At 60.2% G+C, this 25,655-nt stretch carries 19 protein-coding genes and 1 pseudogene; 8 read left to right on the top strand and 12 right to left on the bottom strand.

Annotated features, from left to right (window positions below; genetic code table 11):
- Positions 1–12: 12 nt before the first annotated feature.
- Positions 13–495 (bottom strand): acyl-CoA thioesterase, encoded by a 483-nt coding sequence (locus tag HP062_RS20605; RefSeq protein ID WP_010465381.1) that lies wholly within the window; start codon positions 493–495, stop codon positions 13–15.
- A gap of 204 nt (positions 496–699) precedes the next feature.
- Between HP062_RS20605 and HP062_RS20600 the strand changes: the two genes are divergently transcribed.
- Entirely contained in the window at positions 700–2,463 is a 1,764-nt protein-coding gene (locus HP062_RS20600; protein WP_010465380.1) for a cation:proton antiporter, read from the top strand.
- 21 nt (positions 2,464–2,484) lie between these two features.
- On the opposite strand, the gene HP062_RS20595 is transcribed toward HP062_RS20600, so the two are convergent.
- The 3 genes from HP062_RS20595 to uvrD all read right to left on the bottom strand — a co-directional run bounded on the left by HP062_RS20595 (position 2,485) and on the right by uvrD (position 6,396).
- Positions 2,485–2,892 (bottom strand): SMI1/KNR4 family protein, encoded by a 408-nt coding sequence (locus tag HP062_RS20595; protein WP_008007803.1) that lies wholly within the window; start codon positions 2,890–2,892, stop codon positions 2,485–2,487.
- A 136-nt stretch (positions 2,893–3,028) separates the two neighbouring features.
- The gene (locus HP062_RS20590) at positions 3,029–3,901 is read right to left on the bottom strand and encodes a Tim44 domain-containing protein (protein WP_010465378.1); all 873 of its coding nucleotides are present in this window, start codon (positions 3,899–3,901) and stop codon (positions 3,029–3,031) included.
- A gap of 311 nt (positions 3,902–4,212) precedes the next feature.
- The gene (gene uvrD, locus HP062_RS20585) at positions 4,213–6,396 is read right to left on the bottom strand and encodes a DNA helicase II (protein WP_010465377.1); all 2,184 of its coding nucleotides are present in this window, start codon (positions 6,394–6,396) and stop codon (positions 4,213–4,215) included.
- Positions 6,397–6,654: 258 nt separating this feature from the next.
- On the opposite strand from uvrD, the pseudogene HP062_RS20580 reads away from it, so the two are divergent.
- The 3 genes and pseudogenes from HP062_RS20580 (at position 6,655) to HP062_RS20570 (ending at position 10,989) form a co-directional block, all read left to right on the top strand.
- Positions 6,655–9,527, top strand: a pseudogene (locus HP062_RS20580) (EAL domain-containing protein).
- Between the two features lie 134 nt (positions 9,528–9,661).
- The gene (gene hexR / locus HP062_RS20575) at positions 9,662–10,528 is read left to right on the top strand and encodes a transcriptional regulator HexR (RefSeq protein WP_008027445.1); all 867 of its coding nucleotides are present in this window, start codon (positions 9,662–9,664) and stop codon (positions 10,526–10,528) included.
- Between the two features lie 251 nt (positions 10,529–10,779).
- Entirely contained in the window at positions 10,780–10,989 is a 210-nt protein-coding gene (locus HP062_RS20570) for a PA3496 family putative envelope integrity protein (RefSeq protein ID WP_010465375.1), read from the top strand.
- Here HP062_RS20570 and HP062_RS20565 read toward each other — a convergent pair.
- A complete protein-coding gene (locus HP062_RS20565) occupies positions 10,931–11,893 on the bottom strand; it encodes a LysR family transcriptional regulator (protein WP_010465374.1) in 963 nt (320 codons plus the stop codon). The genes HP062_RS20570 and HP062_RS20565 overlap by 59 nt on opposite strands.
- 190 nt (positions 11,894–12,083) lie before the next feature.
- Here HP062_RS20565 and HP062_RS20560 point away from each other — a divergent pair, with 190 nt between their 5' ends.
- Together HP062_RS20560 and oadA are read left to right on the top strand one after the other, a co-directional pair.
- Positions 12,084–13,499 (top strand): acetyl-CoA carboxylase biotin carboxylase subunit, encoded by a 1,416-nt coding sequence (locus HP062_RS20560; RefSeq protein ID WP_010465373.1) that lies wholly within the window; start codon positions 12,084–12,086, stop codon positions 13,497–13,499.
- An 11-nt stretch (positions 13,500–13,510) separates the two neighbouring features.
- Entirely contained in the window at positions 13,511–15,319 is a 1,809-nt protein-coding gene (gene oadA, locus HP062_RS20555; protein ID WP_083375428.1) for a sodium-extruding oxaloacetate decarboxylase subunit alpha, read from the top strand.
- A gap of 135 nt (positions 15,320–15,454) precedes the next feature.
- Here oadA and HP062_RS20550 read toward each other — a convergent pair whose 3' ends face one another.
- On the bottom strand, positions 15,455–17,314 hold the full coding sequence (locus HP062_RS20550; RefSeq protein ID WP_172791948.1) for an autotransporter domain-containing protein: 1,860 nt from the start codon (positions 17,312–17,314) through the stop codon (positions 15,455–15,457).
- A 306-nt stretch (positions 17,315–17,620) separates the two neighbouring features.
- Here HP062_RS20550 and HP062_RS20545 point away from each other — a divergent pair, with 306 nt between their 5' ends.
- Positions 17,621–17,824 carry a hypothetical protein gene (locus HP062_RS20545; protein WP_144443392.1) on the top strand — a complete coding sequence of 68 codons (204 nt, stop codon included), beginning with the start codon at positions 17,621–17,623 and terminating at the stop codon, positions 17,822–17,824.
- 197 nt (positions 17,825–18,021) lie between these two features.
- On the opposite strand, the gene HP062_RS20540 is transcribed toward HP062_RS20545, so the two are convergent.
- The 3 genes from HP062_RS20540 to HP062_RS20530 form a co-directional block, all read right to left on the bottom strand.
- Positions 18,022–20,985: an autotransporter domain-containing protein gene (locus tag HP062_RS20540; protein WP_172791947.1), complete on the bottom strand. Its 2,964-nt coding sequence runs from the start codon at positions 20,983–20,985 to the stop codon at positions 18,022–18,024.
- Positions 20,986–21,069: 84 nt separating this feature from the next.
- Positions 21,070–21,906 (bottom strand): amino acid ABC transporter permease, encoded by an 837-nt coding sequence (locus HP062_RS20535; protein WP_010465367.1) that lies wholly within the window; start codon positions 21,904–21,906, stop codon positions 21,070–21,072.
- Positions 21,903–22,724 (bottom strand): ABC transporter substrate-binding protein, encoded by an 822-nt coding sequence (locus HP062_RS20530; RefSeq protein ID WP_077748538.1) that lies wholly within the window; start codon positions 22,722–22,724, stop codon positions 21,903–21,905. Before HP062_RS20530 ends, HP062_RS20535 begins: the two co-directional genes overlap by 4 nt.
- A 111-nt stretch (positions 22,725–22,835) precedes the next feature.
- Between HP062_RS20530 and HP062_RS20525 the strand changes: the two genes are divergently transcribed.
- On the top strand, positions 22,836–23,735 hold the full coding sequence (locus HP062_RS20525) for a homocysteine S-methyltransferase family protein (protein WP_172791946.1): 900 nt from the start codon (positions 22,836–22,838) through the stop codon (positions 23,733–23,735).
- A gap of 130 nt (positions 23,736–23,865) precedes the next feature.
- On the opposite strand, the gene HP062_RS20520 is transcribed toward HP062_RS20525, so the two are convergent.
- Genes HP062_RS20520 through HP062_RS20510 form a run of 3 tightly spaced genes read right to left on the bottom strand, consistent with a single transcriptional unit; the run spans position 23,866 to position 25,634 of the window.
- Entirely contained in the window at positions 23,866–24,537 is a 672-nt protein-coding gene (locus HP062_RS20520) for a GNAT family N-acetyltransferase (protein WP_172791945.1), read from the bottom strand.
- A 17-nt stretch (positions 24,538–24,554) separates the two neighbouring features.
- The gene (locus tag HP062_RS20515; protein ID WP_083375434.1) at positions 24,555–25,001 is read right to left on the bottom strand and encodes a GNAT family N-acetyltransferase; all 447 of its coding nucleotides are present in this window, start codon (positions 24,999–25,001) and stop codon (positions 24,555–24,557) included.
- A gap of 9 nt (positions 25,002–25,010) precedes the next feature.
- On the bottom strand, positions 25,011–25,634 hold the full coding sequence (locus HP062_RS20510) for an FMN-binding negative transcriptional regulator (protein ID WP_102594424.1): 624 nt from the start codon (positions 25,632–25,634) through the stop codon (positions 25,011–25,013).
- Between the last annotated feature and the right edge of the window lie 21 nt (positions 25,635–25,655).

Genomic DNA, 25,655 nt, shown 5'->3' with positions numbered 1-25,655 from the left:
AGCCTGAACACGTCAGGCATCGCCCTTGATTTCCTGATACCGCTTTTCCAGTTCCTGACGAATCTGCCGGCGTTGCTGAGCCTGCATGAAGCGGCGCTTGTCTTCGCTGTTCTGCGGTTGCAGCGGCGGTACGGCAGCCGGTTTGCGGTCGTCATCCACTGCCACCATGGTGAAGAAGCAGCTGTTGGTGTGGCGCACCGAGCGCTCACGGATGTTTTCGGTCACCACCTTGATGCCCACCTCCATGGAAGTGTTGCCGGTGTAATTGACCGAGGCCAGGAAGGTCACCAGTTCGCCGACATGAATCGGCTCGCGGAAAATCACCTGGTCCACCGACAAGGTCACCACGTAGCGACCGGCGTAACGGCTGGCGCAGGCGTAGGCCACTTCGTCGAGGTATTTGAGCAGGGTACCGCCGTGAACATTGCCAGAGAAGTTGGCCATGTCAGGGGTCATCAATACCGTCATCGACAGCTGGGCGTTTCCGGGTTCCATAGCGTTCTCACGGGTCAAGGCAGAATGGCGGAAGGGCGGCACCTCTGCGGGTGCCTGGTCGGTTTTTTTCAAACCACAGTTATCGGGACGCCGGGCGGCTGCTCGCCGTCACGCCGGATCGATCTGTTTCCATATATTGCACCGCCTTTCTGGCGGAAGTCCCGGTGTTAACCTCCGGACGTCCACCTCAAGGAGCCCGACACCATGCATGCCATCAGTTTTATTCAGGATCTGGCAGTGATCATGTTGGTCGCAGGGGTGGTGACGGTGCTGTTCCACCGCTTCAAACAGCCGGTGGTACTGGGTTATATCGTCGCCGGCTTCATCATCGGTCCGCACACGCCGCCGTTCGGCCTGATCCACGACGAAGAAACCATCAAGACCCTCGCGGAACTCGGGGTGATTTTCCTGATGTTCTGCCTGGGCCTGGAGTTCAGCCTGCGCAAGCTGTTCAAGGTCGGTGCCACGGCATTCATCGCGGCGTTCCTCGAAATCGTGCTGATGATCTGGATCGGCTACGAAATCGGCCAATGGTTTGACTGGAACACCATGGATTCGCTGTTCCTCGGCGCGATCCTGGCGATTTCCTCGACCACCATCATCGTCAAGGCGCTCAACGACCTGAAGATGAAGAACGAGCGCTTTGCCCAGCTGATCTTCGGTGTGCTGATTGTCGAGGACATCCTCGGTATCGGCATCATTGCCTTGCTGTCGAGCATCGCGGTCAGCGGCACGGTCAGTTCCGGCGAAGTGTTTTCCACGGTGGGCAAGCTCTCGCTGTTCATGATCGTGGCACTGGTCATTGGCATCTTGCTGGTGCCGCGATTACTGGCCTATGTGGCGAAGTTCGAAAGCAATGAAATGCTGCTGATCACTGTGCTGGGCCTGTGTTTCGGCTTCTGCCTGCTGGTGGTCAAGCTTGAATACAGCATGGTCCTGGGCGCGTTCCTGATTGGGGCGATCATGGCCGAGTCACGGCAATTGCTGAAGATCGAGCGCTTGATCGAGCCGGTTCGCGACCTGTTCAGTGCAATCTTCTTTGTGGCGATCGGGTTGATGCTCGATCCGATGATCCTGCTGCAATACGCCTGGCCAATTGCAGTGATTACCGTGGCCGTTGTGCTCGGCAAAATGCTTTCCTGCGGCCTCGGGGCCTTTATCGCCGGCAATGACGGACGCACCTCACTGCGCGTGGGGATGGGGCTTTCGCAGATTGGCGAATTCTCCTTCATCATCGCCGCGCTGGGCATGACGCTGCAGGTCACCAGCAACTTCCTCTACCCGGTCGCCGTGGCAGTCTCGGTGATTACCACGTTGCTGACGCCGTATCTGATCCGCGCGGCTGATCCGCTGTCGATCAAGCTTGCCGCGGTGATGCCGCAGCGGCTGGCGCGAGTGTTGGGGATGTACGGCGAGTGGCTGCGCAGCATTCAGCCTCAGGGCGAGGGCGCGCTGCTGGCGTCGATGATCCGGCGGATTCTGTTGCAGGTCGGGGTCAATCTGGCGCTGGTGATTGCGATCTTTTTTTCCGGCGCGTATTTCGCCGAACGCATGTCCGTGTACCTGCAAGCGTGGATCAGCGATCCGAGCTGGCAGAAAGCGTTGATCTGGGGCGGGGCGTTGCTCTTGTCGCTGCCGTTTCTGATCGCCGCTTATCGTAAGCTCAAGGCGCTGTCGATGCTGTTGGCGGAGATGGGCGTGAAGCCGGAGATGGCAGGGCGCCACACGCAGCGAGTGCGCCGGGTGATCGCCGAAGTGATCCCGATCCTCTCGCTGCTGGTGATCTTCCTGCTGCTGGCAGCCTTGTCGGCCAGTATTTTGCCGACCAACAAGTTGCTGGTACTGATCGTCGTGGTGGCCGCCGGGGTGGCAGCACTGCTCTGGCGCTGGTTCATCCGCGTGCACACGCGGATGCAGGTGGCGTTGCTCGAAACACTGGACAACCACAAGGAGTCGTCCGGGCATTGACCACGCGGCGCGTCAGACGACTCAGCTTTCCAGCCAGACGTCCCGCGCCCAGTGCCACACCGATTCCCAGGTTTCTTCGGCAATCAGTTCTTCCTCGGCCAACCACAGCACCACTGTGCCGTCTTCTTCGACCAGGTAGTAATTGTCGCCGTCCTGGCAGATCGGGATCATGCTGCGATCAACACCCGCATCCCAGGCGTTGGCAGCAACGTCCGGCAGGTAGGTGTGGGATTGCGGGTCGGTGACGGTCACCGGCTCCAGGCTGCCGTAGACAACGTCGCTGACAGTCAGCAAAAACTCTCTGAAGACGAAGGGAATGTCGATGAACAGTTGTTCCTCGATTTCCACAATCTGGTCTTCGTCAGGCAACTCCAAGGGGACCGGTACCGGTTCGTTGGCTTCACGCAGTTGTTCGATGATTTCTTCCACGTCCGGGATCCTCTTGCTTGATGGCGCGGTTCAGTTGGGGCGGTTTATACAGTAGCTCGCTACAGATGCAACTGCGAAATAGAAAACCCCGGCCGAGGCCGGGGTTTCTATTACAGCATGCGTAACGCGGAGGGGATCAGCCGTTCTGGCGGATACCGGCCACCAGCCAAGGCTGGTTTTCGCCCTGCGGACGTTCCATGTTCCAGCTTTCGCTGAACACTTCGCCCTGGTCGAAACGCGAAGTCTTCGACACACCGGTAAAGGTCAGGGTGGCGATGGTCTTGTCGGCACGATCATCCACGCCGTCCAGTTGAACATTGAGGTTATCAATGTAGGTGGACTGGAAACCTTCGCCGAGGTCGGCACGTTCACGCTTCAGGAACTCCAGCAATTGCGGGGTCACGAACTCGGCGATCTTGTCCATTTCGTTGGAGTCCCAGTGTTGCTGCAGGGACTGGAAGTGGTTGCGGGCCGCTTCAATGAAGTTCTGTTCATTGAACCAGGCTGGCGCGTTGATTACCGGACGAGCGGCAGCAGGTGCCGCCGAGCCGCCGAAGATCGAACCCATGCCGGCTGGCTTCTGCTCGAACACTTCACGTTGCATCGGTGCGCCAGCTGGAGCCAGGTGCTCCTGTTGCTTGCGACGACGAGCGGCGATGAAGCGGAAGATCAGGAACGCAATGACAGCCATGATCAGGATGTCGAAGATCTGCATGCCCTGGAAGCCGTCGCCCATGAACATGGAGGCCAGCAGGCCACCGGCAGCGATGCCGGCCAGAGGGCCGAGCCAGCGCGAAGCTCCGCCGGCCTTGGCGGCAGCGCCAGCGGCACCGGCCGCGCCCGCAGTGGCAGCAGCACCACCGGCGGCAGAAGAAGGAGCCATTTGGCTGGTCTGGTGAGTCGGCGCAGCGCCGGAGCTCTTGCCGCCACCAAAGCGCTTGGCGTTGGCGTCGAGGCTCATCGTCAGGCCGATGCACAACGCCATGGCGATGCTAAGAAAACGTTTCATAAAGGGAATTCCCATTTGTGGATGGCACGCGCGCCATGTTGCACAGCTGAAGTGTTACTGGCTAGCGGCAGAGTGTTTCGGGCTTTTGCCTGACAGGTTGCGTTCAGCTTCGGTCAGCGCAATCGGGCCTGTTAACTTTGGTCTGTAGGACGAGGAGATAAGTTCTGTAGGAATGCCCGTAGCGGGCGCGGCGCAGATAGATCGTTCCCACGCTCTGGGTGGTAATGCCGCCATGGACGCTCTGCGTCCACTGTGATGCGGAGCGTCACGGGATGCATTCCCACGCCGAGCGTGGGAACGATCATGGGCGCCTAAATAGCTTCCAGCTTGGCGTAACCGAGCATCAGCCACTTGCTGCCTTCGCTGAAGTTCACCTGCACCCGGGCCTGAGCACCGGCGCCCTCGAAGTTGAGGATCACGCCGTCGCCAAACACAGAATGCCGCACGGCCTGACCGAGGCTGAACCCGGTGTCCGGAATCTCGCTGCCGCCAAACAGGCTGCTGGAGCTCTGTTGCTGACCACCGCCGAACGGACGGCTGACGCTGTTGGACAGCCGCACCTCCTGGATCAGGCCTTTTGGCACTTCACGCACGAAACGCGACACCTTGTTGTAGGTCTCGCTGCCGTACAGGCGTCGGGTTTCCGCGTAGGTCATCACCAGGTTCTGCATCGCCCGTGTAATGCCGACGTAAGCCAGACGGCGCTCCTCTTCAAGACGCCCCGGCTCTTCCAGGCTCATCTTGTGCGGGAACAGGCCTTCTTCCATGCCCACGAGGAACACGTAAGGGAATTCCAGGCCCTTGGCGCTGTGCAAGGTCATCAGCTGAATGCTGTCTTCGTGCTCGTCGGCCTGGGTATCACCGGCCTCCAGCGACGCGTGGCCGAGGAACGCCGCCAATGGCGTCAGGTCTTCATCTTCTTCAGCGTTTTCGAAGTTGCGCGCGGCGCTGACCAGTTCCTCAAGGTTCTCTACCCGGGCCTGGCCTTTCTCGCCTTTTTCCGCTTCGTGGTAGGCAATTAGCCCCGACTGTTCGATAACCGTCTGGGTCATCAGGTGCAGCGGCATTTCCATGCACTTGGCGGCAAGGTTCTCGATCAGCTCGATAAATGCGCCGAGCGCGCCAGCGGCACGCCCGGTCAGGCCTTTATTGGCGACCAGCAAGCGCATGGCTTCCCACATCGATACGTCACTGTGGCGCGCATGGTCGCGAATCGCTTCAACGGTTTTCTCGCCGATGCCACGGGCCGGAACGTTGATGACCCGCTCCAGCGCCGCATCGTTGCCGCGACCTTCCAGCAAACGCAGGTAGGCCATGGCGTTCTTGATTTCGGCCCGCTCGAAGAATCGCTGCCCACCATAGATGCGGTACGGAATGCGCTCGCGCAGCAACGCTTCTTCCAAAACGCGCGATTGGGCGTTGGAGCGGTACAAAATCGCGATATCGCTACGTGCCAAGCCGGTTTTCAGCGCACTTTCGATGGTTTCCACCACGTAGCGTGCTTCATCGTGCTCGTTGAACGCGGCGTACAGATTGATCGCTTCGCCTTCGCCGCCATCGGTCCACAGTTCTTTACCCATGCGCCCGGTGTTGTTGGCGATCAGGGCGTTGGCAGCCTTGAGAATCCCGGCGGTGGAGCGGTAGTTTTGCTCCAGACGAATGGTCTCGGCATCCGGGAAATCGTCGGAATACTGATAAATGTTCTCGATTTTCGCGCCACGCCAGCCGTAGATCGACTGATCGTCGTCGCCCACCACCATCAAACTGTCGCCGCCCTTGGCCAGCAGACGCAACCAGGCGTACTGAACGGCGTTGGTGTCCTGGAACTCGTCCACCAGAATGTGCCGGAAGCGCTTCTGGTAATGAGCCAGCAGGCCCGGGTGATCGCGCCACAGGTCGAGGGCACGCAGCAGCAATTCGGAGAAGTCGATAACACCGGCGCGCAGGCAAGCGGCCTCGTAGGCCTCATAAATGCTGCGCATGGTCGCCAGGAACAGGTCGCCGCTGGCTTGAATGTGTTGTGGGCGCAGACCTTCGTCTTTCTGCCCGTTGATAAACCACTGAGCCTGGCGGGCCGGCCAGCGTTGCTCGTCCAGCCCCAGCTCGCGGATCACCCGCTTGACCAGCCGTTGCTGGTCGTCGCTGTCGAGAATCTGGAAGGTCTGGCTCAGGCCGGCTTCCTGCCAGTGCGCCCGCAGCAAGCGGTGCGCCAGGCCGTGGAAGGTGCCGACCCACATGCCGGCCGGGTTGATACCCATCAGCTGCTCGATGCGATGACGCATCTCGGCAGCGGCCTTATTGGTGAAGGTCACCGACAGGATCGAGTGGGGCGAGGCGTTCTCGACCTGGATCAACCAGGCGATACGGTGCACTAGCACTCGGGTTTTACCGGAACCAGCACCGGCCAGGACCAACTGACGACCCACGGAGGCAGCTACGGCCTGGCGTTGGGCATCGTTGAGGGAGTTCAGCAGAAGGGAGAGATCATCGCGCATCGGGGCATTCTAGGGTGCGCCGTCACACCGGGCAAACCGAGCTTTGCATTAGCCGATGAAAGAAGCACGAATGACGACCGGTCAGTCACTGGCTGCAAGCGTTGGCGGGGCTCGCTCCAAGGGTTTTCAGGCGGCGGCGGGGGGCTGAAATTTTGTCGATTTTATGATCCGGGGCAGTTTGGTAAGGGCATCGGCTTGTGTATGCTCCGTCCACGTTTCGGGCTCATGCTCACCATTATAAGAACAAGAACATTGCCTATGACCCTCAGCTCCGACCTGTCGGGCCCTTCTGTGGAGCCCCGGGTTATCCGCAAACAGTACGCCATGGAAATGGCGGTCGAGCGCACGCGCCTGCTCTACCAGGGCTCGCTGCTGCCTACGCTGTTCATGCTGATCAACGGGCTGGTCTGTGCCGCACTGCTCTGGAGTCCGCAGCGCTACTTCATCGTCAGCGTCTGGCTGATCTGGCTTCTATCGCTGGTGGCCCTGCGGGTGATTCAAGTCGCGGCCTTCGATTCGGCCATTCCCAATCGCCAGGCCCATCCGGTCTGGCGTCGCATGTTCCTGCTGGGCTCCGCCATGACAGGCCTGACCCTGGCCGGTGCCGGTATCGCTCTGGTTCCCGCTGATAATTTCATGCAGCAAGCCTGGGTATTCGGCCTGATCGGCGCCGCCGCCCTGTCGGCCAGCGTTGCGTATGCGGTCAGCCTGCCGGCATTCCTGTCCTTTACCTTGCCCTGCCTGTTGCCGGCCATCGCCTATCTCTTCTGGGGGGAGATGAACAAGGCCAGGGTTGGGGCTGGTTCGGGCTGATTTTATTGGGCGCGTTGAGCGTGGTGGCCTGGCAGGTCAACAGGTTGATCGACAGCGGCTTGCTACGGCGCTTTCAGAATCAGGCCCTGATCGAGCATCTGCAGCAGGCGCAGAGCTGCGGCGACCAGCTCAATCACGAGTTGGCCAAAGAGATTGATCATCGCCGGTGCGCCGAAGACAAATTGCGCGAAGCCCAGGTCGAGCTGGAAAACCGGGTCGCCCAGCGCAGCCTCGAACTGGACGCGGCCAACCAGGCCCTGAGCAAGAGCGAAGCGCGACTGGCGCTGGCGTTGAAGGCCAGTGAACTCGGGCTGTGGGACTGGAACCTGCAAACTGACGAAGTCCATCACACCCAACTTCAAGAGTTGTTCGGCCTGGAACCGGAATTCGTCACCGCGATGCTCAGCCACCTCAAGCCTCGCCTTCACCCCGAAGACTTGCCGTCGCTGCGTCGTGCCCTGGTCGAGCATTTGAAAGGCCGCAGCGAGGATTACCAGATCGAATACCGGGTGCGGCACGGCGACGGTCACTGGGTCTGGATCGAGGACCGTGGACGAGCGGTCGAGCGCAGCGAAAATGGTCGGGTGATCCGCATGGTCGGCACCCGCCGCGACATCAGCGCGAGCAAGGGCCAGGAAGAACAGCGCCAACTGGCGGCGACGGTGTTTGAGGCGGCCAGCGAAGGCATCGTGATTTTCGACCCCAATTACGCGCTGATCGCGGTCAATCAGGCTTTCAGCCGGGTCACCGGCTACGACATCGACGACATGATCGGGCGCAACGTCGTCGAGTTGCCGTGCAGCCGCGATGCGCGCAGGCACTACGGCGCGATCCATCATGCGCTGGAACAGCACGGCACGTGGCAGGGCGAGCTGGTGGAGACCCGCAAAAACGGCGAGCTCTATCCACAGTGGCTGCAACTCAACGCTGTTCGGGATGCTCGGGGAAAGGTGAGCCATATTGTTGGCTTCTTCGCCGATCTGTCCGCTCGACGGGAATCCGAAGAGCGCATGCGCTATCTGACCCATTACGATGAACTCACGGGCCTGGCCAACCGTTCGCTGTTCCGTGAACGGCTGCGCGAGGCTCATCAGCGGGTGCGTCAGGGCGGGCGTCGCAGCCTGGCGCTGCTGCATATCAACCTGGATCGTTTCAAGCTGCTCAATGACAGCCTTGGGCATGAAGTCGCTGACCAGTTGCTGCAGAAAATGGCCCGGCGGCTGGTCAACGCATTGCCCGAGGCGGACACCATCGCGCGGCTTTCCGGTGACGAATTTGCGGTGATATTCGATGCCTACGGCAACCTGTCGAGCCTGGCGCGCGTGGCGACCCGGTTGTCGACCAAACTGCGTTTGCCGATCACCGTCGATGGCCATGAACTGGTGGTCAGCGCCTCGATGGGCATCAGCATGTTGCCGGACACCGCCAGGGAAATTTCCGCGCTGGTCAGCCAGTCGAACATTGCCATGCAGCACGCCAAACACTTGGGCGGCAACAACTTCCAGTTCTACACCGAGAGCTTGCAGGCCAGCACCCTTGAGCGATTGCAGCTTGAAAATCAGCTGCGCAAAGCGATCGAAGAGAAGCAGCTGCAAGTCTATTACCAACCGAAACTTTGCCTCGCCACCGGACGCCTGAACGCTGCCGAAGCGTTGGTGCGCTGGGATCATCCGACCATGGGGCGTGTGCCACCCGCTGAATTTATCGGTCTGGCGGAGGAAACCGGGCTGATCGGTCCGATCGGCGAGTTCGTGTTGCGCCAAGCCTGTTGGCAGGCCTGCGAATGGCAACGGCAGGGGCTTGAGCCGATTCGCGTGTCGGTCAATTTGTCGGTGCATCAATTGCGCCAGGGCAAGTTGGTCAGCCTGGTGCGGCAGGTACTGGAAGAAACCGGCCTGGCGCCGCACTACCTGGAGCTCGAACTCACCGAAAGCCAGTTGCTGGACAGCGTCGAGCACATCATCGCGACGTTCCAGCAGCTGCGGGATCTGGGCGTGAAACTGGCGATCGACGATTTCGGCACGGGCTATTCGTCCCTGAGTTATCTAAAGCGCATTCCCGTGGATTACGTGAAGATCGATCAGGCGTTTATCCGCGGTCTGGGGCAGGGCAGCGAGGACGCAGCGATCACCCGGGCGATCATCGCCATGGCGCATGGCTTGTCGCTGAAAGTGGTGGCTGAAGGTGTGGAGCGCGCAGAGCAGCTGGAATTCTTGAAAGCCGAGCGCTGCGATGAAGTGCAGGGTTACCTGATCAGCCGTCCAGTCGAGGCCGATGACCTGGCGGCGCTTTTAGGTGAGGACGCAAAACCCTTGTAAGTGCTACATCAAGCGTATGTGGCGTGGAATGGGGACATCGAGTTACGCATTGAGCAGGCAAAAAGCCGATTCATGTAGTATAACTACAAGCTTGCTACATCCCCGGCCCTGCCAATAACAAAGAGTCCAGACCTTTGAATCTGCTGCAACACATCGCCCAGTCACGCCACCTCTTACGCAAGTCGGAGCTCAAGGTCGCCGACCACGTGCTGCTTGATCCGGCGGCGGTGATGCACAGCTCCATGGCCGACCTGGCCCATAGTGTGGGCATCAGTGAGCCGACCATCGTGCGCTTCTGCCGCGCCATCGGTTGTTCCGGTTTCCAGGACTTGAAACTCAAGCTCGCGCAGAGCCTTGCGGCAGGTGCGAGTTTTGGTCAGTTTGCGATCCATGAAGACGATTCGGTCGCGGACTACAGCCTGAAAATCTTCGACACCACCCTGCACACCTTGATGGAGGTTCGCGAGAAGCTCGATCCGGTGGAATTGCAGAGGGCTGTGTCGCTGATGTCCCAGGCCCAACGCGTCGAGTTCTACGGCTTTGGCGCGTCGGGCGCGGTGGCGGCGGATGCCCAGCACAAATTCTTCCGTTTGCTGCTGACTGCGGCGGCGTATTCCGATCCGCACATGCAGGCGATGTCTGCGGTCACCTTGAAACCGACCGATGTGGCGATCTGTATTTCCCAGTCCGGGCGCTCCAAGGATTTGTTGATCACCGCTAACCTGGTGCGCGAGAGCGGCGCCTCGTTGATCACGTTGTGCCCGAGCCAGACGCCGTTGGCCGAGCTGTCGACCGTCAACCTGGCGATTGATGTGCATGAAGACACTGAAATCTACACGCCGTTGACCTCGCGAATCGCTCACCTGGTGGTAATCGACGTATTGGCGATGGGCGTGGCCATGGCGCGCGGGCCGAGCCTGGTCAACCACCTCAAGAGCGTCAAACGCAGTCTGCGCAGCTTGCGGCTGTCGCCCAAGTCGGTGAAAGCGCTGGACGACTGATAATGGCTGGAATTGTGGCGAGGGAGCTTGCTCCCGCTGGGCTGCGGAGCGGCCCCAAACCATTCACAGCGATGTTCTGACCAATCGCATCAGGCTCATTACGACGGCTGTGCAGCCGGGCGGGAGCAAGCTCCCTCGCCACAGGTTCGCGGTCAGTCTGCGAGTTTCATCGTTCTGTAACCCACCCGCCGCCAAACCGTCATCCCTCGCGCCTATCTTGAAACTCCCGTAATCGCCTTGGGAGACTCGAAATGGCCCAGCCCTACGAAGAACGCAACAGCGCCGTCAAAACCCGTCGCCAGCAAGAAGACCAGCGCCGCATGGAATTTCGCCGCGCCATCGAAGATCGCTGCGAGCGCCGCCAGTTGCTGGCCGAGATCGGCGATTTTTCTGATCTGGAACTCAACTACTGGCAGGCAGCTCCCGCAACTTCCCGTCGAAACGCTCAACCAGGGCGCTGATCTGCACCCGTTCGCTGCGGATAAACGCAAGGAATGCGTGGGCCACCGGCGACAGCCGTTTGGCCTTGGCCTGCACCAGGCACCAGCTGCGGTACAGCGGCAGTTCTTCGACCGGTAACTCGATCAATCCGCCGGTCGCCAACTCAAGGTTCAGGGCGTGGCGCGTCAACAGCGCGACGCCCAGACCCGCCAGCACACATTCACGCTGGGCTTCGGCCGATGAGACCTCCTGCGTCTGGTTGAAGTGCACGCGCTTCTCTTTGAAATACTCTTCGCACGCCATACGCGTTCCAGAGCCGGGCTCGCGCAGCAGCAGGGTGTAAGGCTCGAGGTCTTGCAGGCGCAGCGGCCCCATGTGACACAGCGGATGGTCCGGTGGCGCCACGGCCACGATCGGGTTGTTGAGGAACGGCAGGAATTCCAGCCCCATGTCCTGCGGCACCATGGACATGATCACCAGGTCGTCGCGGTTATCAGACAATCGACGGATCACCTGCCCTCGGTTGACCACCGTCAGTTGCAGATTCACTTCCGGATGCTGACGCTTGAACGCAGCAAACAAGTGCGGGACGAAATACTTGGCGCTGGATTCCACCGCCAGTTTCAGCTGTCCCTGCAACGATCCCTGCATGTCCGACAGCTGCATATCGAGGTTTTCCAGGCGCCCGAAAATGTCTCGACTGGCACGCTGTAGTGCTTCGGCGGCTTCCGTCATGTAGAGTTTTTTGCCGACGTAATCGAACAAAGGCTGACCAATCAGCTCCTCGAGCTGACGAATCTGCAAGCTGACGGCCGGTTGGGTGAGGGACATTTCATCGGCTGCCCGGCTGTACGACCTCAAATCACAGACCTCATTGAAGATCTGCAATTGACGCAATGTCATACGCATCAATGACTTACGCATTTTATAAGCACTCTCGCCACAAGCTGATGGATCAACTATAAGTCTTTACTTATGGCTAACCCAATTATTAATCATTTTTGTTAATCCCTTGTGGGGGCTAGTGTGGGGCTGCGACTAAGTCGAAACATTTAGTCACGCGTCGACCTGGTCTAGCAGGTCGTGGGTACCACCGGCTCAAGGGAACCTCCAAGTGATAAAAAAGATCCTGATCGCCAACCGTGGTGAGATTGCCGTACGAATCGTGCGTGCCTGCGCCGAGATGGGCATTCGCTCGGTCGCGATCTATTCCGACGCCGACCGCCATGCCTTGCATGTGAAGCGTGCGGATGAGGCCCACAGCATCGGTGCCGAGCCATTGGCCGGTTACCTGAATGCGCGCAAGCTGGTGAATCTGGCGGTCGAAACCGGTTGTGATGCCCTGCATCCCGGCTACGGTTTCCTGTCGGAAAACGCTGAACTGGCGGACATTTGCGCCGAGCGCGGCATCAAGTTCATCGGCCCATCGGCTGAAGTGATTCGCCGCATGGGCGACAAAACCGAAGCCCGTCGCAGCATGATCAAGGCAGGCGTACCCGTCACCCCGGGGACCGAAGGCAACGTCGCGGACATCGCCGAAGCCTTGGTCGAAGGTGACCGCATCGGTTATCCGGTCATGCTCAAGGCCACGTCCGGTGGTGGTGGCCGGGGTATTCGTCGTTGCGACAGCCGTGAAGAACTCGAACAAGCCTTCCCGCGCGTCATTTCCGAAGCCACCAAGGCCTTCGGTTCGGCGGAAGTGTTCCTGGAAAAATGCATCGTCAACCCGAAACACATCGAAGCGCAGATCCTCGGCGACAGCTTTGGCAACGTGGTGCACCTGTTCGAGCGTGATTGCTCGATCCAGCGCCGTAACCAGAAGCTCATCGAAATCGCGCCAAGCCCGCAACTGACCCCGGAACAGCGCGCCTACATCGGCGACCTGTCTGTGCGCGCAGCCAAGGCCGTGGGCTACGAGAACGCCGGCACCGTGGAGTTCCTGCTCGCCGAGGGCGAGGTGTACTTCATGGAGATGAACACCCGGGTGCAGGTGGAACACACCATCACCGAAGAAATCACCGGGATCGACATCGTCCGTGAGCAGATCCGCATTGCGTCCGGCCTGCCGCTGTCGGTGAAACAGGAAGACATCCAGCACCGCGGTTTCGCGCTGCAATTCCGGATCAACGCCGAAGACCCGAAAAACAACTTCCTGCCGAGCTTCGGCAAGATCACCCGTTACTACGCGCCCGGCGGCCCCGGCGTGCGCACCGACACGGCCATCTACACCGGCTACACCATTCCGCCGTTCTACGACTCCATGTGCCTGAAACTGGTGGTGTGGGCGCTGACTTGGGAAGAAGCAATGGACCGTGGCTTGCGCGCCCTCGACGACATGCGTCTGCAAGGGGTCAAGACCACCGCCGCGTACTACCAGGAAATCCTGCGTAACCCTGAATTCCGTAGCGGCCAGTTCAATACCAGCTTCGTTGATAGCCACCCTGAACTGACCAACTACTCGATCAAGCGCAAACCCGAAGAGCTGGCCCTGGCCATCGCCGCCGCCATCGCCGCCCACGCAGGCCTGTGAGGAATATAAGAATGAGCAAGAAGATCTTTGTAACCGACACCATCCTGCGCGACGCCCACCAATCGCTGCTCGCCACCCGCATGCGCACCGAAGACATGCTGCCGATCTGCGACAAGCTCGACAAAGTCGGCTACTGGTCGCTGGAATGCTGGGGCGGCGCGACTTTCGACGCTTGCGTACGCTTCCTCAAAGAAGACCCGTGGGAGCGTCTGCGCCAACTGCGCGCCGCGCTGCCTAACACGCGCCTGCAAATGCTCCTGCGTGGCCAGAACCTGCTGGGCTACCGCCATTACAGCGACGATGTGGTCAGGGCTTTCGTCGCCAAGGCCGCGGTCAACGGCATCGACGTATTCCGCATCTTCGATGCCATGAACGATGTGCGTAACCTGCGCGTCGCCATCGAAGCCGTAAAAGCGGCCGGCAAACATGCCCAAGGCACCATCGCGTACACCACCAGCCCGGTGCACACCATTGACGCGTTCGTGGCTCAAGCCAAGCAAATGGAAGCCATGGGTTGCGACTCGGTGGCGATCAAGGACATGGCCGGTTTGCTGACGCCATACGCCACCGGCGAACTGGTCAAGGCGTTGAAATCCGAGCAATCGCTGCCGGTGTTCATCCACTCCCACGACACCGCTGGCCTGGCCACGATGTGCCAACTCAAGGCCATCGAAAACGGTGCCGACCACATCGACACCGCGATCTCCAGCTTCGCTTCGGGCACCAGCCACCCAGGCACCGAGTCGATGGTCGCCGCCCTTAAAGGCAGCGAGTTCGACACCGGTTTGAACCTGGAACTGCTGCAAGAGATCGGTCTGTATTTCTACGCCGTGCGCAAGAAATACCACCAGTTCGAAAGCGAGTTCACCGCAGTCGATACCCGTGTGCAAGTCAACCAGGTACCGGGCGGGATGATCTCCAACCTGGCCAACCAGCTGAAAGAGCAGGGGGCCCTGAACCGCATGGCCGAGGTGCTGGCCGAAATCCCGCGAGTTCGTGAAGACCTTGGTTTCCCGCCGCTGGTGACCCCGACCTCGCAAATCGTTGGCACCCAGGCGTTCTTCAACGTGCTGGCCGGCGAGCGCTACAAGACCATCACCAACGAAGTGAAGCTCTACCTGCAAGGCGGCTACGGCAAGGCGCCGGGCACTGTGAACGAGAAACTGCGTCGTCAGGCGATTGGTAGCGAAGACGTGATCGACGTGCGTCCGGCCGATTTGCTGAAGCCGGAAATGACCAAGCTGCGTGCCGAGATCGGTGCCGTGGCCAAGTCTGAAGAAGACGTGCTGACTTACGCCATGTTCCCGGACATCGGCCGCAAATTCCTTGAAGAACGCGCGGCCGGCACCCTGACGCCAGAAGTGCTGCTGCCGATTCCTGAAGCCGGCGGTGTGACCTCGGCCGGTGGTGAAGGCGTGCCGACCGAGTTCGTCATCGACGTTCACGGCGAAACCTACCGCGTCGACATTACCGGTGTTGGCGTCAAGGCTGAAGGCAAGCGTCACTTCTATCTGTCGATCGACGGCATGCCGGAAGAAGTGGTGTTCGAACCGCTCAACGAATTCGTCAGCGGCGGCAGCAGCAAGCGCAAGCAAGCCACAGCTCCGGGCCACGTCAGCACCACCATGCCGGGCAACATCGTCGACGTGCTGGTCAAGGAAGGCGATACCGTGAAAGCCGGCCAGGCCGTGCTGATCACCGAAGCGATGAAGATGGAAACCGAAGTCCAGGCGGCCATCGCCGGTAAAGTCACCGCCATCCATGTGGCCAAGGGCGACCGGGTGAACCCGGGCGAAATCCTGATCGAGATCGAAGGCTGAGATAACAGCCTCGATACACCGTTTTAAACCTCGGGGGGCATGTGCTCCCCTTTTTTTTTGCCCGCAGTTTCGCGTTTGAACATGTGGGAGCGAGCCTGCTCGCTCCCACTGGGACTGCGGTGAATCAATGGTTGATCAGAACGCCATCCGCCACTGTCCCATTACGCCGTGATTGCGGCTGTCAGTGCCGATGTCGCCGTTAAGGCCGACCCCCAACGTATGTTTCGCTGACAAGCCAAGGTCCAGACCTGCATCAACCAGCAAGCTGTCACGGTCCAGCGGCGCACCGGAAACGGTGAAGTTCTTTCCGCCCGTTGCCAGTCGCTGACGGGTGTCGATGTCGATATCCCCGTAGGTGTGTTTCCAGCCGGCACTGAACCGCGGGGTCAGTTGCATGCCGTTATCCAGGGTGTTGATCTTCGCCAGTCGCAGGCCGAACGTGCTGTTGAGGTTGTTCTGGGTCTGGCCGTGGACTTTCAACGCTGCCGCGCCACCTTTTTCCGTGTAACCGTCGCGCTGATAGCGTTGGTAGCCAAGGCTGGCAAAGGGTTCGATGCTGACATTGGCTCGACCCAGGTTGTAACCCACTTCCGCGAAGGCCTGCTGGGTGCTGGCAGCATAACGGCCTTCGGGGCGGTCGCTGAAACCGTTGAAGGCAACCCGACGTTTAGTGCTGGCGTCGTGATTGCTGTAGGTCGCGCCCAGGCGCAGCGACATGGGGCCGCTCTGGCGCAGGGCATAGGCGCCCAAGTGCCAGCTGTCGAGATCGCCGTCTAGTTCGCGGCTGTCCAGGCGAGTCTCAGACTTGCCACCCATCACACCGACACGCCATTCCTCATCGACACCCCAATCTGCGCCCAGAACGAGGCCTTTGGTCGACGTTTGCAGAGCGTAGTGGTCGCGATCCAGCGTTCCACCGTGTCCCAAGGCTTGCAGCCAGACCCTGCCGTTTTCCGGGCTGCCGGCGGCGAGTCGTGGCGAGTTGGAACGGTTGCCGCGTGGGTTGTACGCGCTGGCGCGGTCCAGTTGGCGCATGGTCGAGAGCAAGGAGGCGCTGACGGGGCTGTCGCTGTTGAGGGTTGCCTTGGCGAGGTTGGCATTGCTGTCACCGGCCAGTTGCTCAAGAGCGTAGGTGGCGGTGGATTTGTCGGTGGTGAGCAGGGCGGTGACGGCCGCATTGGACTCACTTGTTTTAGCCGTCGGCTCGGCCACGCTTTGGCCAAACGCTCGAGCATTGTCGTCTGCGGCGAAATCCTCTATCGGTACTTCATTGCGAGCGTAGTTGAGCACCACATCAGTCTTGGAGTAAGACAGCTTCGGCGTCATGTACGCCAGATTGCTCGTGACGCTACCGAATTTGCCTTCCACCAGGCCGGCTTTCAGCACTGTGTAATCACTGCTGTCGGGATAGTTGCCCGGCAGTGCAGCAACCTCCAGTGAGGCATTTTCAAGCGCTGCAATACCTTCGACGATGATGGTGGGAGGCTTGCCGGTAGCCGTTACGCCGTAGGAGAGTGTGGCACCCTCTGTGAATATCAGGTCTCCTTTGATGCGTGGAGCGCCAAGCCGCTCGCTGACCTGCAATGTACCGTCTACATAAAGATTGCGAACTTCACCTTGGCCACCGTAGCGACCCCCTTCGCGAACAATGGCATCACCCGCGATGCTGCCCATGTTGAACAGCGTTGCGCCGTCCAATACCTCGGCTCCGCGGTCGAAGTCGTCTTTACCCGTCAAAGACCAAGCGCCTTGCGCGACTCGCAACCCGGAAAAGTTACTGGTTTTGTCGAGTACGCCGCCCTCGGGGGAGTCGAGCAGTATTGCGTTTTTCCCGCCACCGCCCTGAATTTCTCCTGCAAAGCTGACTCCGCTACCGATGATAAGAAGGTCATCTCCCATCCCCAGTGTCAGTGAGACGCCGTCGATGTTTTCGTACCGCCCTGCTGCAGTGGTGCGCTTGACGCCATCGGCATTTGAGAATTCGTCGAACGTCATCGGTAAATCGTTATCTACCGTTTCGAACGGGGCATCATTGTTCCCGGGTAACTCGTAAAGAGGCTCCGCTGGATCGATGGGTTCCGTGGTAGCGGCTACAGGTGGAGCAGGATTCGCTGGCACCTCAGCCGAAACCGGGCCGGGTTCGCCTTCCGGTGTTGCGGGCGATGGTGGTGGGAGCGAATCGTCGGCAGTTTCGCGAAAGTCGTAAAGATGCGCTGCGAGATCTACAGGTTCCGGGGCAGCCGAATCAGTTGGCGGCTGAATTACCGGTTCTTGTGGCTTTAGTGAAGCGGGTTTGACGGCATGCTGCATCGGACCAATGAAGTTCCTGATCGCCAAAAGATCATCACTTTTTCGCCAAGCGGTTGTTCGAGCTTTTTTGTCGGGTGCTTCGACAGCCGCATCAATCTCTGGTTGCTGAGCCATCGATACATCGATGCAGCCAAGGGAGAGGGCGATCGCCAGGGCGAGTCGATGCGGGCGATAAGTGGACGGCGTGGGCATTGAATTTGACCTTGTTTTTGAGAAGGTCAAACTCTAGGAGGGAGCGCTGGTCCTTGAATGCCGGGCGTTTCCGGCATTTTTGAAGGGCCATGGAAGTTCGGTTGTAGCAAAAATCCTACTCCGCAGATTACGTGTGCATTGGCCTTCACACGGTGGAGTATTTGCCTACAACCTTTCCGGACTGGTCTGTTTTTTACGGATCAGAAACTCATCTGCCACTGCCCAATCACCCCATGATTGCGGCTGTTGCTCCCCATCTCTCCGCTGTACCCAATCCCCACCGAATGCCGCGCCGAAATGCCCAGGTCCAGCCCGGCTTCCAGCACCAGACTGTCACGGTCCAGTGAACTGCCATCAACGCTAAACGCCGTTCCCCCGACCACAAAAGCCTGACGCGTCGAGTTGCTGACATCGCCATAGGTGTGCTTCCAGCCTGCGGTCATACGGGGCGTCAGGCTCATGCCGTTATCCAGTGAACTCAGGTGCGCCAGGCGCAGGCCGAAGGTGCTGCTGAAGTTGTCCTGGGTTTGTTTATCGACTTGAAGGGCGGCGGCGTCGCCTTTTTCCTGGTAGCGGTCGCGGTGATAACGCTGGTAGCCGAGGTTGGCAAACGGCTCGGCACTGAGTCGACCGCTGCCCATTGCGTAGCCCAGTTCGGCGAAGGCCTGTTGGCTGTCGGCGTCGTAATCGCCTTTTGGGCGGTCGCTGAAGCCGTTGAAGGCCACCGTGCGTTTGCTTTCACCCTGATGACCGCTGTACGCGGCGCCGAGGCGCAAAGCGAAGGGACCGCTTTGGCGCAAGGCATAGACGCCGGCGTGCCAGCTCTCGACATTGCCATCGACTCCCGTGGCATCCAGATCTGTTTTCGAATAACCGCCCAGAACACCCAATCGCCATTGCGGATTGAGCGCCCAGTCGGCCCCGAGCACGCTGCCTTTGGTGCGCTGCTCCAGGCCGCTGCTGCCATGCTCGCCATCGAGCTTGCCGTAGCCACCGATGGCTTGCAGCCAGAGTCGGCCTTGGGCGTTCGGGTCATTGAGGTTGCGGGCTTCAGAGGGAACGCCAGCGGCGGCGAGTACTGGGGTGTCGCGCTGATCCAGGCCGACCAGCAATCCTGGACCACCGCCCATTTGCTGCATCGCCGACAGCATGCTGCTGCCGATCTGGCTGCTGGCGCTGAGGGTGGCGCTGGTCAGGTTAGCGTTGCTGGCGCCGGCGAGTTGCTCGATCGCCGCGCCGGCCGTGGCGCTGGTGGTGTTCAGCAGTGCGTTGTAGAGCGCGTTGTTTTTGCCCATCGAGGCCAGGCTGTTGGCGGCGTTGCTGCCGTTACCCGTGACCGCGAATTGGTTGAAGGCGACATCGTTGCGCGTGTAGGTCAGGTCGACTTGTGTCGGGGTGTAAGCGAGGGTCGGCGTGATGAACGCGTAGTCGCTGGTGACCTTGCCGAAGGTGCCGTTGATGCTCGCGGCTTGCAGGACGGTGTAGTGGCTCTGCCACGGATAAGTGCCGCTGCCAGGGTTCACCGCCAGGGTTGAGCCGTTCAGGTTGGCTAAGCCGCCGACCTGGATCGGCGCGCTGCTGCCATCGGCATTGACGCCGTAGGCCAGGGTCGCGCCGCTGCCCATGGTCAAGTCGTGGGTGATGGTTGCTGTGCCGAGTTGAGTGTTGGTCCGTAACGTCCCGTTGACCAGCAAGTTGCCGACCGAACCACCACCTGCGTATACACCGCCCGCATCGACGGTCAAAGTGCCAGCGATGCCGCCCTGGTTGATCAGCGTTGCACCATTGCGCACCGCGCCGCCCTCGCTGAAATCACCGCTGCCGGTCAGCGTCCAGGCCCCGTGCCTGACCTCCAGCCATTCGAAGTTGCGACTCGCACCGAAATGGCCGCCCGCCGCGTCGTCCATCACCACGTGGTCGTCACCGCTGCCGCCGTCGACCATGCCGACGAAGCGGCTGCCATTGCGCACTGTCAGGTTGTCGTTGCCGCCACCCAAGTCCAGCGCCAGGCCATTGCTGCCGCTGATCGTGCCGCCGTTGATCACGCTGTCATCGAACCCGCCGACGAACTTCACGCCGAATCCGTCGAGGCCCTGAATGGTGCCGAAGTTTTCCAGCGTGGTCGCGGCCACGCCCGAACCGCCGCTGCCGTCGTCCACCAAAATGGCGCTGTTGGCGCCGCTGATCAGCGCCCCGTTGGCGTTCAATACATAGCCGCCACCCAACGCGATGCCTTCGCTGCCGTTGGCGAACCCCCCTTTATCGACACCGCCGGCACCGACACCTTGAATGGTGCCGTAGTTTTCGATGTGGGCGAGCTTGTCGATGTCCACGCCATCACCGTCGCCATTGGGTTGCAGGCCCGAATAAGCACCGGTAATCGTGCCGTGGTTGATGACGGTGCCGTCGCCATCGGAGCCGAAGCCCGAGCCATTGCGGCCGGTGATTTGACCGTAGTTGGTGAGTGTCGCGCCCAGGTCAGTGGTGATGCCATGGCGGCCACCGGAAATGCTGCCGTAGTTGGTCACCGTCACGCCGGTCGCGGTGTCGATGTCGATACCGTCGAATTTGTTGTCAGCGATTCGAGCGTCGCCGGTAGAGATCTCGCCATAGTTGGTGATTATCGCGTTGGCGCCGGTCTTCATGCCATCGCTGGCGTCCCCGCGAATCAACCCGCCTGCGCGGTTGATGATCGTCGTTTTGACCCCGGCACTGCGCAGCGCATCCAGGTCCAGCCCTTGGCCGGTGGTCGAGCGGATAATGCCGCTGTTGTCGATCAGCAAGCTGCCGCTGGCGAAGTTGCTGTCGATGCGCAACGCGTCGTTGAAACCGAGAATCTGCCCACCCGCGCGGTTATAAATGCTGTAGTTGCGTGCCTGGGTCAGGTCACCGCTGCTGTCGATCGCCCGGCCGCCGGTCGAGATGATCCTGCCCGAGTTATCGATCACCACACCCACGCCGCTGGTGCTGTCTTTCAGGCTCACTGCCTTGCCAGCGTTGGTGATGCTGCCCGGCGCCGAAATCGTCAGCGTGTCTGCGCCGCCGAGGGTTTGCGCAGCGGTGGTCGGCGTGTCGATCTGCACATTCTTGAAGGGTGCGGCGTGGGCGCCGGTGCTGATCAACAACGCGATGCTGAGTGCCAGGCGCTGGGGGGAGAAGGGCATGTGAGACGGCCTTTTTGTTATAAGCGGGCAGTCTGGTATAGCGGAGGGTTTTTACAGAATGATGTCTGCGTGTGCACCTTCAGCCTAACTCCGACTCAAATACGCCTTCCCGTAATGCCGCTCCATCCTTGCCTGAATCAGCTCCAGCCCAATCGACATCACCCAGTAAATAATCGCCGCCGTCGTCAGCATCTCGATATACCGATAGCTCGACCGTCCATACGATTGCGCCAGGAACATCACTTCCCAAACCCCCATCACCGAGATCAGCGACGAGTCTTTGAGCATCGAGATGAATTGGTTGGTGGTCGGCGGGATGATGGTGCGCATGGCTTGGGGCAGGGTGACGCGCCAGAAGATCACGGTTTCGCGCATGCCCAGTGCCAGGGAGGCTTCGCGTTGTCCATGGGCGACACCGAGGATGCCAGCGCGAAAGATTTCGCTCAGGTAGGCGCCGTAGTTAAGCGACAAGGCGATGATGCCGGCGGTGACTGCGCCTGGAACGACGCCCAGTTGCGGCAGGCCGAGGTAGATCAGCAGGATCTGGATCAGCAGCGGCGTGCCGCGAAAGAACGAGGCGTAGAAACTGGCGATGCCGAAGGCCACGGCGCTTTTCGACAGCCGAGCCAGAGCGGTGACGAAACCCAGCAGCGACGACGTCACAATTGAGGCCAGGCACAGAAACAGCGTCAGCGCCGCGCCTTGCAAGAAGCCGTTCGGTGCCAGGTGCAGGCCGATCAGGTTGGGCAGTTTGTCGAGGATGATCGAGAACTTCAGGTCGAAGCTCAGGAAGAAACTGGCGAACAAACCAAACATCGCCGCCCACGTCAGATACAGCCGCGTGCGGAAACCGAAAATTCGTTGCAGCCGCGACTCAGCCACCGGTTGCGGTGGCTGAGGAGGTGTCGGGAAAGAAGTCATTGGCTGATGTCGGCACCGATCCATTTTTGCGAGAGCTTGCTCAGGGTGCCGTCCTGCTTCAGTTGCGCAAAGACCTCACGCACCTTGGCGTCCCACTGCGCGTCACCTTTCTCGATGGCCACCGAGTTCGGCTCCGAGTACAGCGGCTCGCCGGCCAGCTTGAAGCGCTTGTCTTCGGTCAGACGCGGTTGCGCGGTGACGAGGTTGGTGAGGATCGCATCCAGTCGCACGCCGGCCCCGAGCCCCAGGTCCTGGAACGCCACGTTATCGGTGTCATACGGCGCGATTTGCACATCCTCGAACGGGTACTGCAACTGGGTGTCTTCTGCGCCTTCGATCACCAGGTTTTTGTTCAGATAACTTTCGTAGCTGGAGGCGCTGGTGAGGCCGACTTTCTTGCCGCTGAGGTCCTTGGCGCTGTGAATGCGATCATCCTTGGCATTGACCACGATCACGGCTGGCGAAGCGTAGTACTCGACCGGGAAATCGAAGACTTCGGCCCGTGCCTTGCTCGGCGTCATCGAGCAGACGCAGATGTCGTAACGGCCGCTCCAGCGACCGGCAGCGATGACGTCCCAGGACGGCGTTTCCAGACGCAGTTTGACGCCCAGTTTGTCCGCCACGGCTTTGGCCACATCGACGTCAAATCCGTCGAGTTGGTTCTGGTCGTTGAGGAATGAGAACGGTGGATAGCTTTCCATCAACACGCCCACCAGTTCTTTCTTCTGTTCGATGCGGTCCAGCGTTGCTCCGCCAAAGGCTTGGGTGGAGGCAGCCAGAATCGTCAGGCCCAGGGCCAGGAGTGGTTTAAATTTCACAGTCGATCCCTGAAAAAAAGTGGTTGTGATTAACCGAATGGTGCGTATTAAATAGTTATAAGAACTACCTTGGTAGTGAGTTATTTTCATAAGCATATGAGTGAAAAGCATATGAGCGCAGGAAGCACGGTAATTCTGGATGGCGGTATGGGTCGTGAACTGCAGCGCGCTGGAGCGCCCTTCAGGCAGCCCGAATGGTCGGCGCTGGCCTTGAGTGAAGCGCCGCAGGCAGTAGAGGCGGTGCACGCGGCTTATATCGAAAGTGGTGCCAGCGTGATCACCAGCAACAGTTACGCGGTGGTGCCGTTTCACATCGGCGAAGAGCGTTTTGCAGCGGAAGGGCAGGCTCTCGCGGCGCTGGCCGGTGAGTTGGCGCGGCGGGCGGTGGAGGCTTCGGGCAAGGCTGTGCGTGTGGCCGGTTCGTTGCCACCGTTGTTCGGCTCCTATCGCCCAGACCTTTTTGACGCTGCTCGGGTGACTGGGTTGCTGACGCCGCTGGTCAAGGGGCTGGCACCTCATGTCGACCTGTGGCTAGCCGAAACACAGAGCTCCATCGTCGAGGCGCGGGCCATACACGCCGGCCTGCCCAAGGACGGAAAGCCGTTCTGGCTTTCGTTTACCTTGAAGGATGAGGACACGGACGAAGTGCCGCGTTTACGTTCCGGTGAGCCCGTCGCTGAGGCCGCTGCGGTGGCGGTTGAACTGGGCATCGAGGTGTTGCTGTTCAACTGCAGTCAGCCGGAAGTGATCGGCGCTGCGATCGATGCGGCGCGGGAAACCTTTCAGCGTTTGGGGGTGAAGATTCAAATCGGCGCGTACGCCAATGCGTTCCCGCCACAACCGAAAGAGGCCACGGCCAATGACGGTCTGGACCCGTTGCGCGAGGATCTCGACCCGCCGGGGTATCTGCAGTGGGCGGCGGACTGGAAAGCGCGCGGCGCCAGTCATTTGGGCGGATGCTGCGGGATTGGGCCTGAGCATATAGCGGTGCTTGCGCAAAAATTGGCGTGAAGCCATTCGCCGGAACGCCGCCCGGAGCGAGCCCGCTCCCACATGGGTTATGTGTTGATCACAAAAGTGTGGTCAACCGAGAACCTGTGGGAACGGGCTCGCTCGCGAAAACGTCAGTACAGTCGACGAATTAACCGCGGCATTCAGCCAGTGTTTTCACCTGCCCGGACTCCGTCTGGTTTTCATCGGATAGCCACCGCTCAAACCCCGCACCAATCGCCGGCCATTCTGAATCCAGAATCGAATACCACGCCGTATCCCGGTTCTGTCCCTTGACCACCATGTGCTGACGGAACACGCCTTCAAAGCTGAACCCCAGCCGCTCGGCCGCGTACTTGGAGCGGGCGTTGCCGTTATTGCATTTCCACTCCAGGCGCCGGTAGCCCAGTGCAAAGGATTCCTTGGCCAGCAAGTAAACGGCCTCGGTGCTTTTCGGCGAACGCTGCATCGGCGCGCCGAAGGTGACGTGGCCGATTTCGATGCGACCTTGGGCGGGGACGATCGACATCAGACTCAGGAGGCCCTGTACATCACCGCTGGCACGGTCGATCACGCTGAAGAAATACGGGTCGCTGTTGGCTGCATGGTTGTTCAGCCAATCATTGAAAGCGCTACGCTCCGGGAAAGGGCCGTAAGGCAGATAGTCCCAGAGTTTCGGGTCTGATCCAGGGCCTTGCAGGGCTTTCCATAAACCCTCGGCGTGACGCGACGGGTCGAGTTTTTCCAGGCGGATGAAACGCCCTTCGATGGTTTGAACCGACGGCGCCGGGGCGCCTTTCCAGTCTGCGAGTGAAGTCGACATAGTGTTCTCCTTGAACCTTAAAGGGCTTTGCGAAACTGGATGAAACCGGGGCGTTCGGCGATGCGCTCGTAGAGCTGGATCGCGGTGGCGTTGGTTTCGTGGGTCAGCCAGTGGACCTTGCAGCAACCATCCGCTTTGGCGGTGGCATACACGAATTCAATGAGCTTGCGGCCGATGCCGGTGCCCCGGGTTTGCGGGGTTACCAACAAGTCTTGAAGGTAGCAGGAGTTTTCGATACTCCAGTTCGAGCGATGGTAGATGAAGTTCACCATGCCGACCGCTTTGCCATCGACCCAGGCCAACGCCGAGTGAGTCGGTTCATTCGGGTCGAGCATGCGCTGCCAGGTGCTGTCCGTGACCGCCTCGGGCAATTCGGTGTTGTAGAAGCGCAGGTAGGCTTGCCACAGCGGCAGCCAGGCGGCGTGATCGTCTGCGCTGACCGGGCGAATTTCAATCTGACTCATGTTCATTCCTTAACGCATCAAGTGGGCGAGGGCCTGGTCATGCACATCAGGGCTGGCGGCGAGCCCCTCGCGCACACCGGCGATGTCTGCAGCGCTGCGGTTCTGACTGAGCTTGCGCTTGCCTTCCAGGCGCTGGATCGGCAGGGCAAACCCGACGATGGCTTTGAGCATGCCGTCGATGTAGTCGGCGGGCGCGTCGGTGACTTTCCACGACTGCTGGCGACTCGCTTCGTGACGATCGGTCAGCGCACTCACCAGGTTGAGCAGGCGATCGGCCTCGGTGAACACGTCGGCGGTTCCGTAAGCGTGCACGGCGACGTAGTTCCAGGTCGGCACGACTTTGCCGTGCTCGGCTTTGCTCGGGTAAAACCCCGGGCTGACATAAGCGTCGGCACCGGCAAAAATCACCAGGGCTTCGGCGCCGTTCTGCAGTTCCTTCCACTGGGGATTGCCCCGGGCGAAGTGGCCGTAGAGGGTGCCATTCGGGCCCTGCTCAGGATTGAATAACAGCGGCAGATGACTGGCTTGCAAACCTTGCTCGCCGTGGGTGACCACCATGGCGAGACGCGTGTCGATTATCTGCTGCTGCAGTTCATGCAAATCTTTGATGGCAAAGCCGCTGGGGTTGTACATGGAAATATTCCTTGGCGAATG

This window comes from Pseudomonas sp. B14-6, assembly GCF_013260315.1.
In the GTDB taxonomy this organism is placed as follows: domain Bacteria; phylum Pseudomonadota; class Gammaproteobacteria; order Pseudomonadales; family Pseudomonadaceae; genus Aquipseudomonas; species Aquipseudomonas mandelii.
Note: the sequence above shows the minus strand (reverse complement) of the source record. Positions and strands in the feature narration are given on the sequence as shown.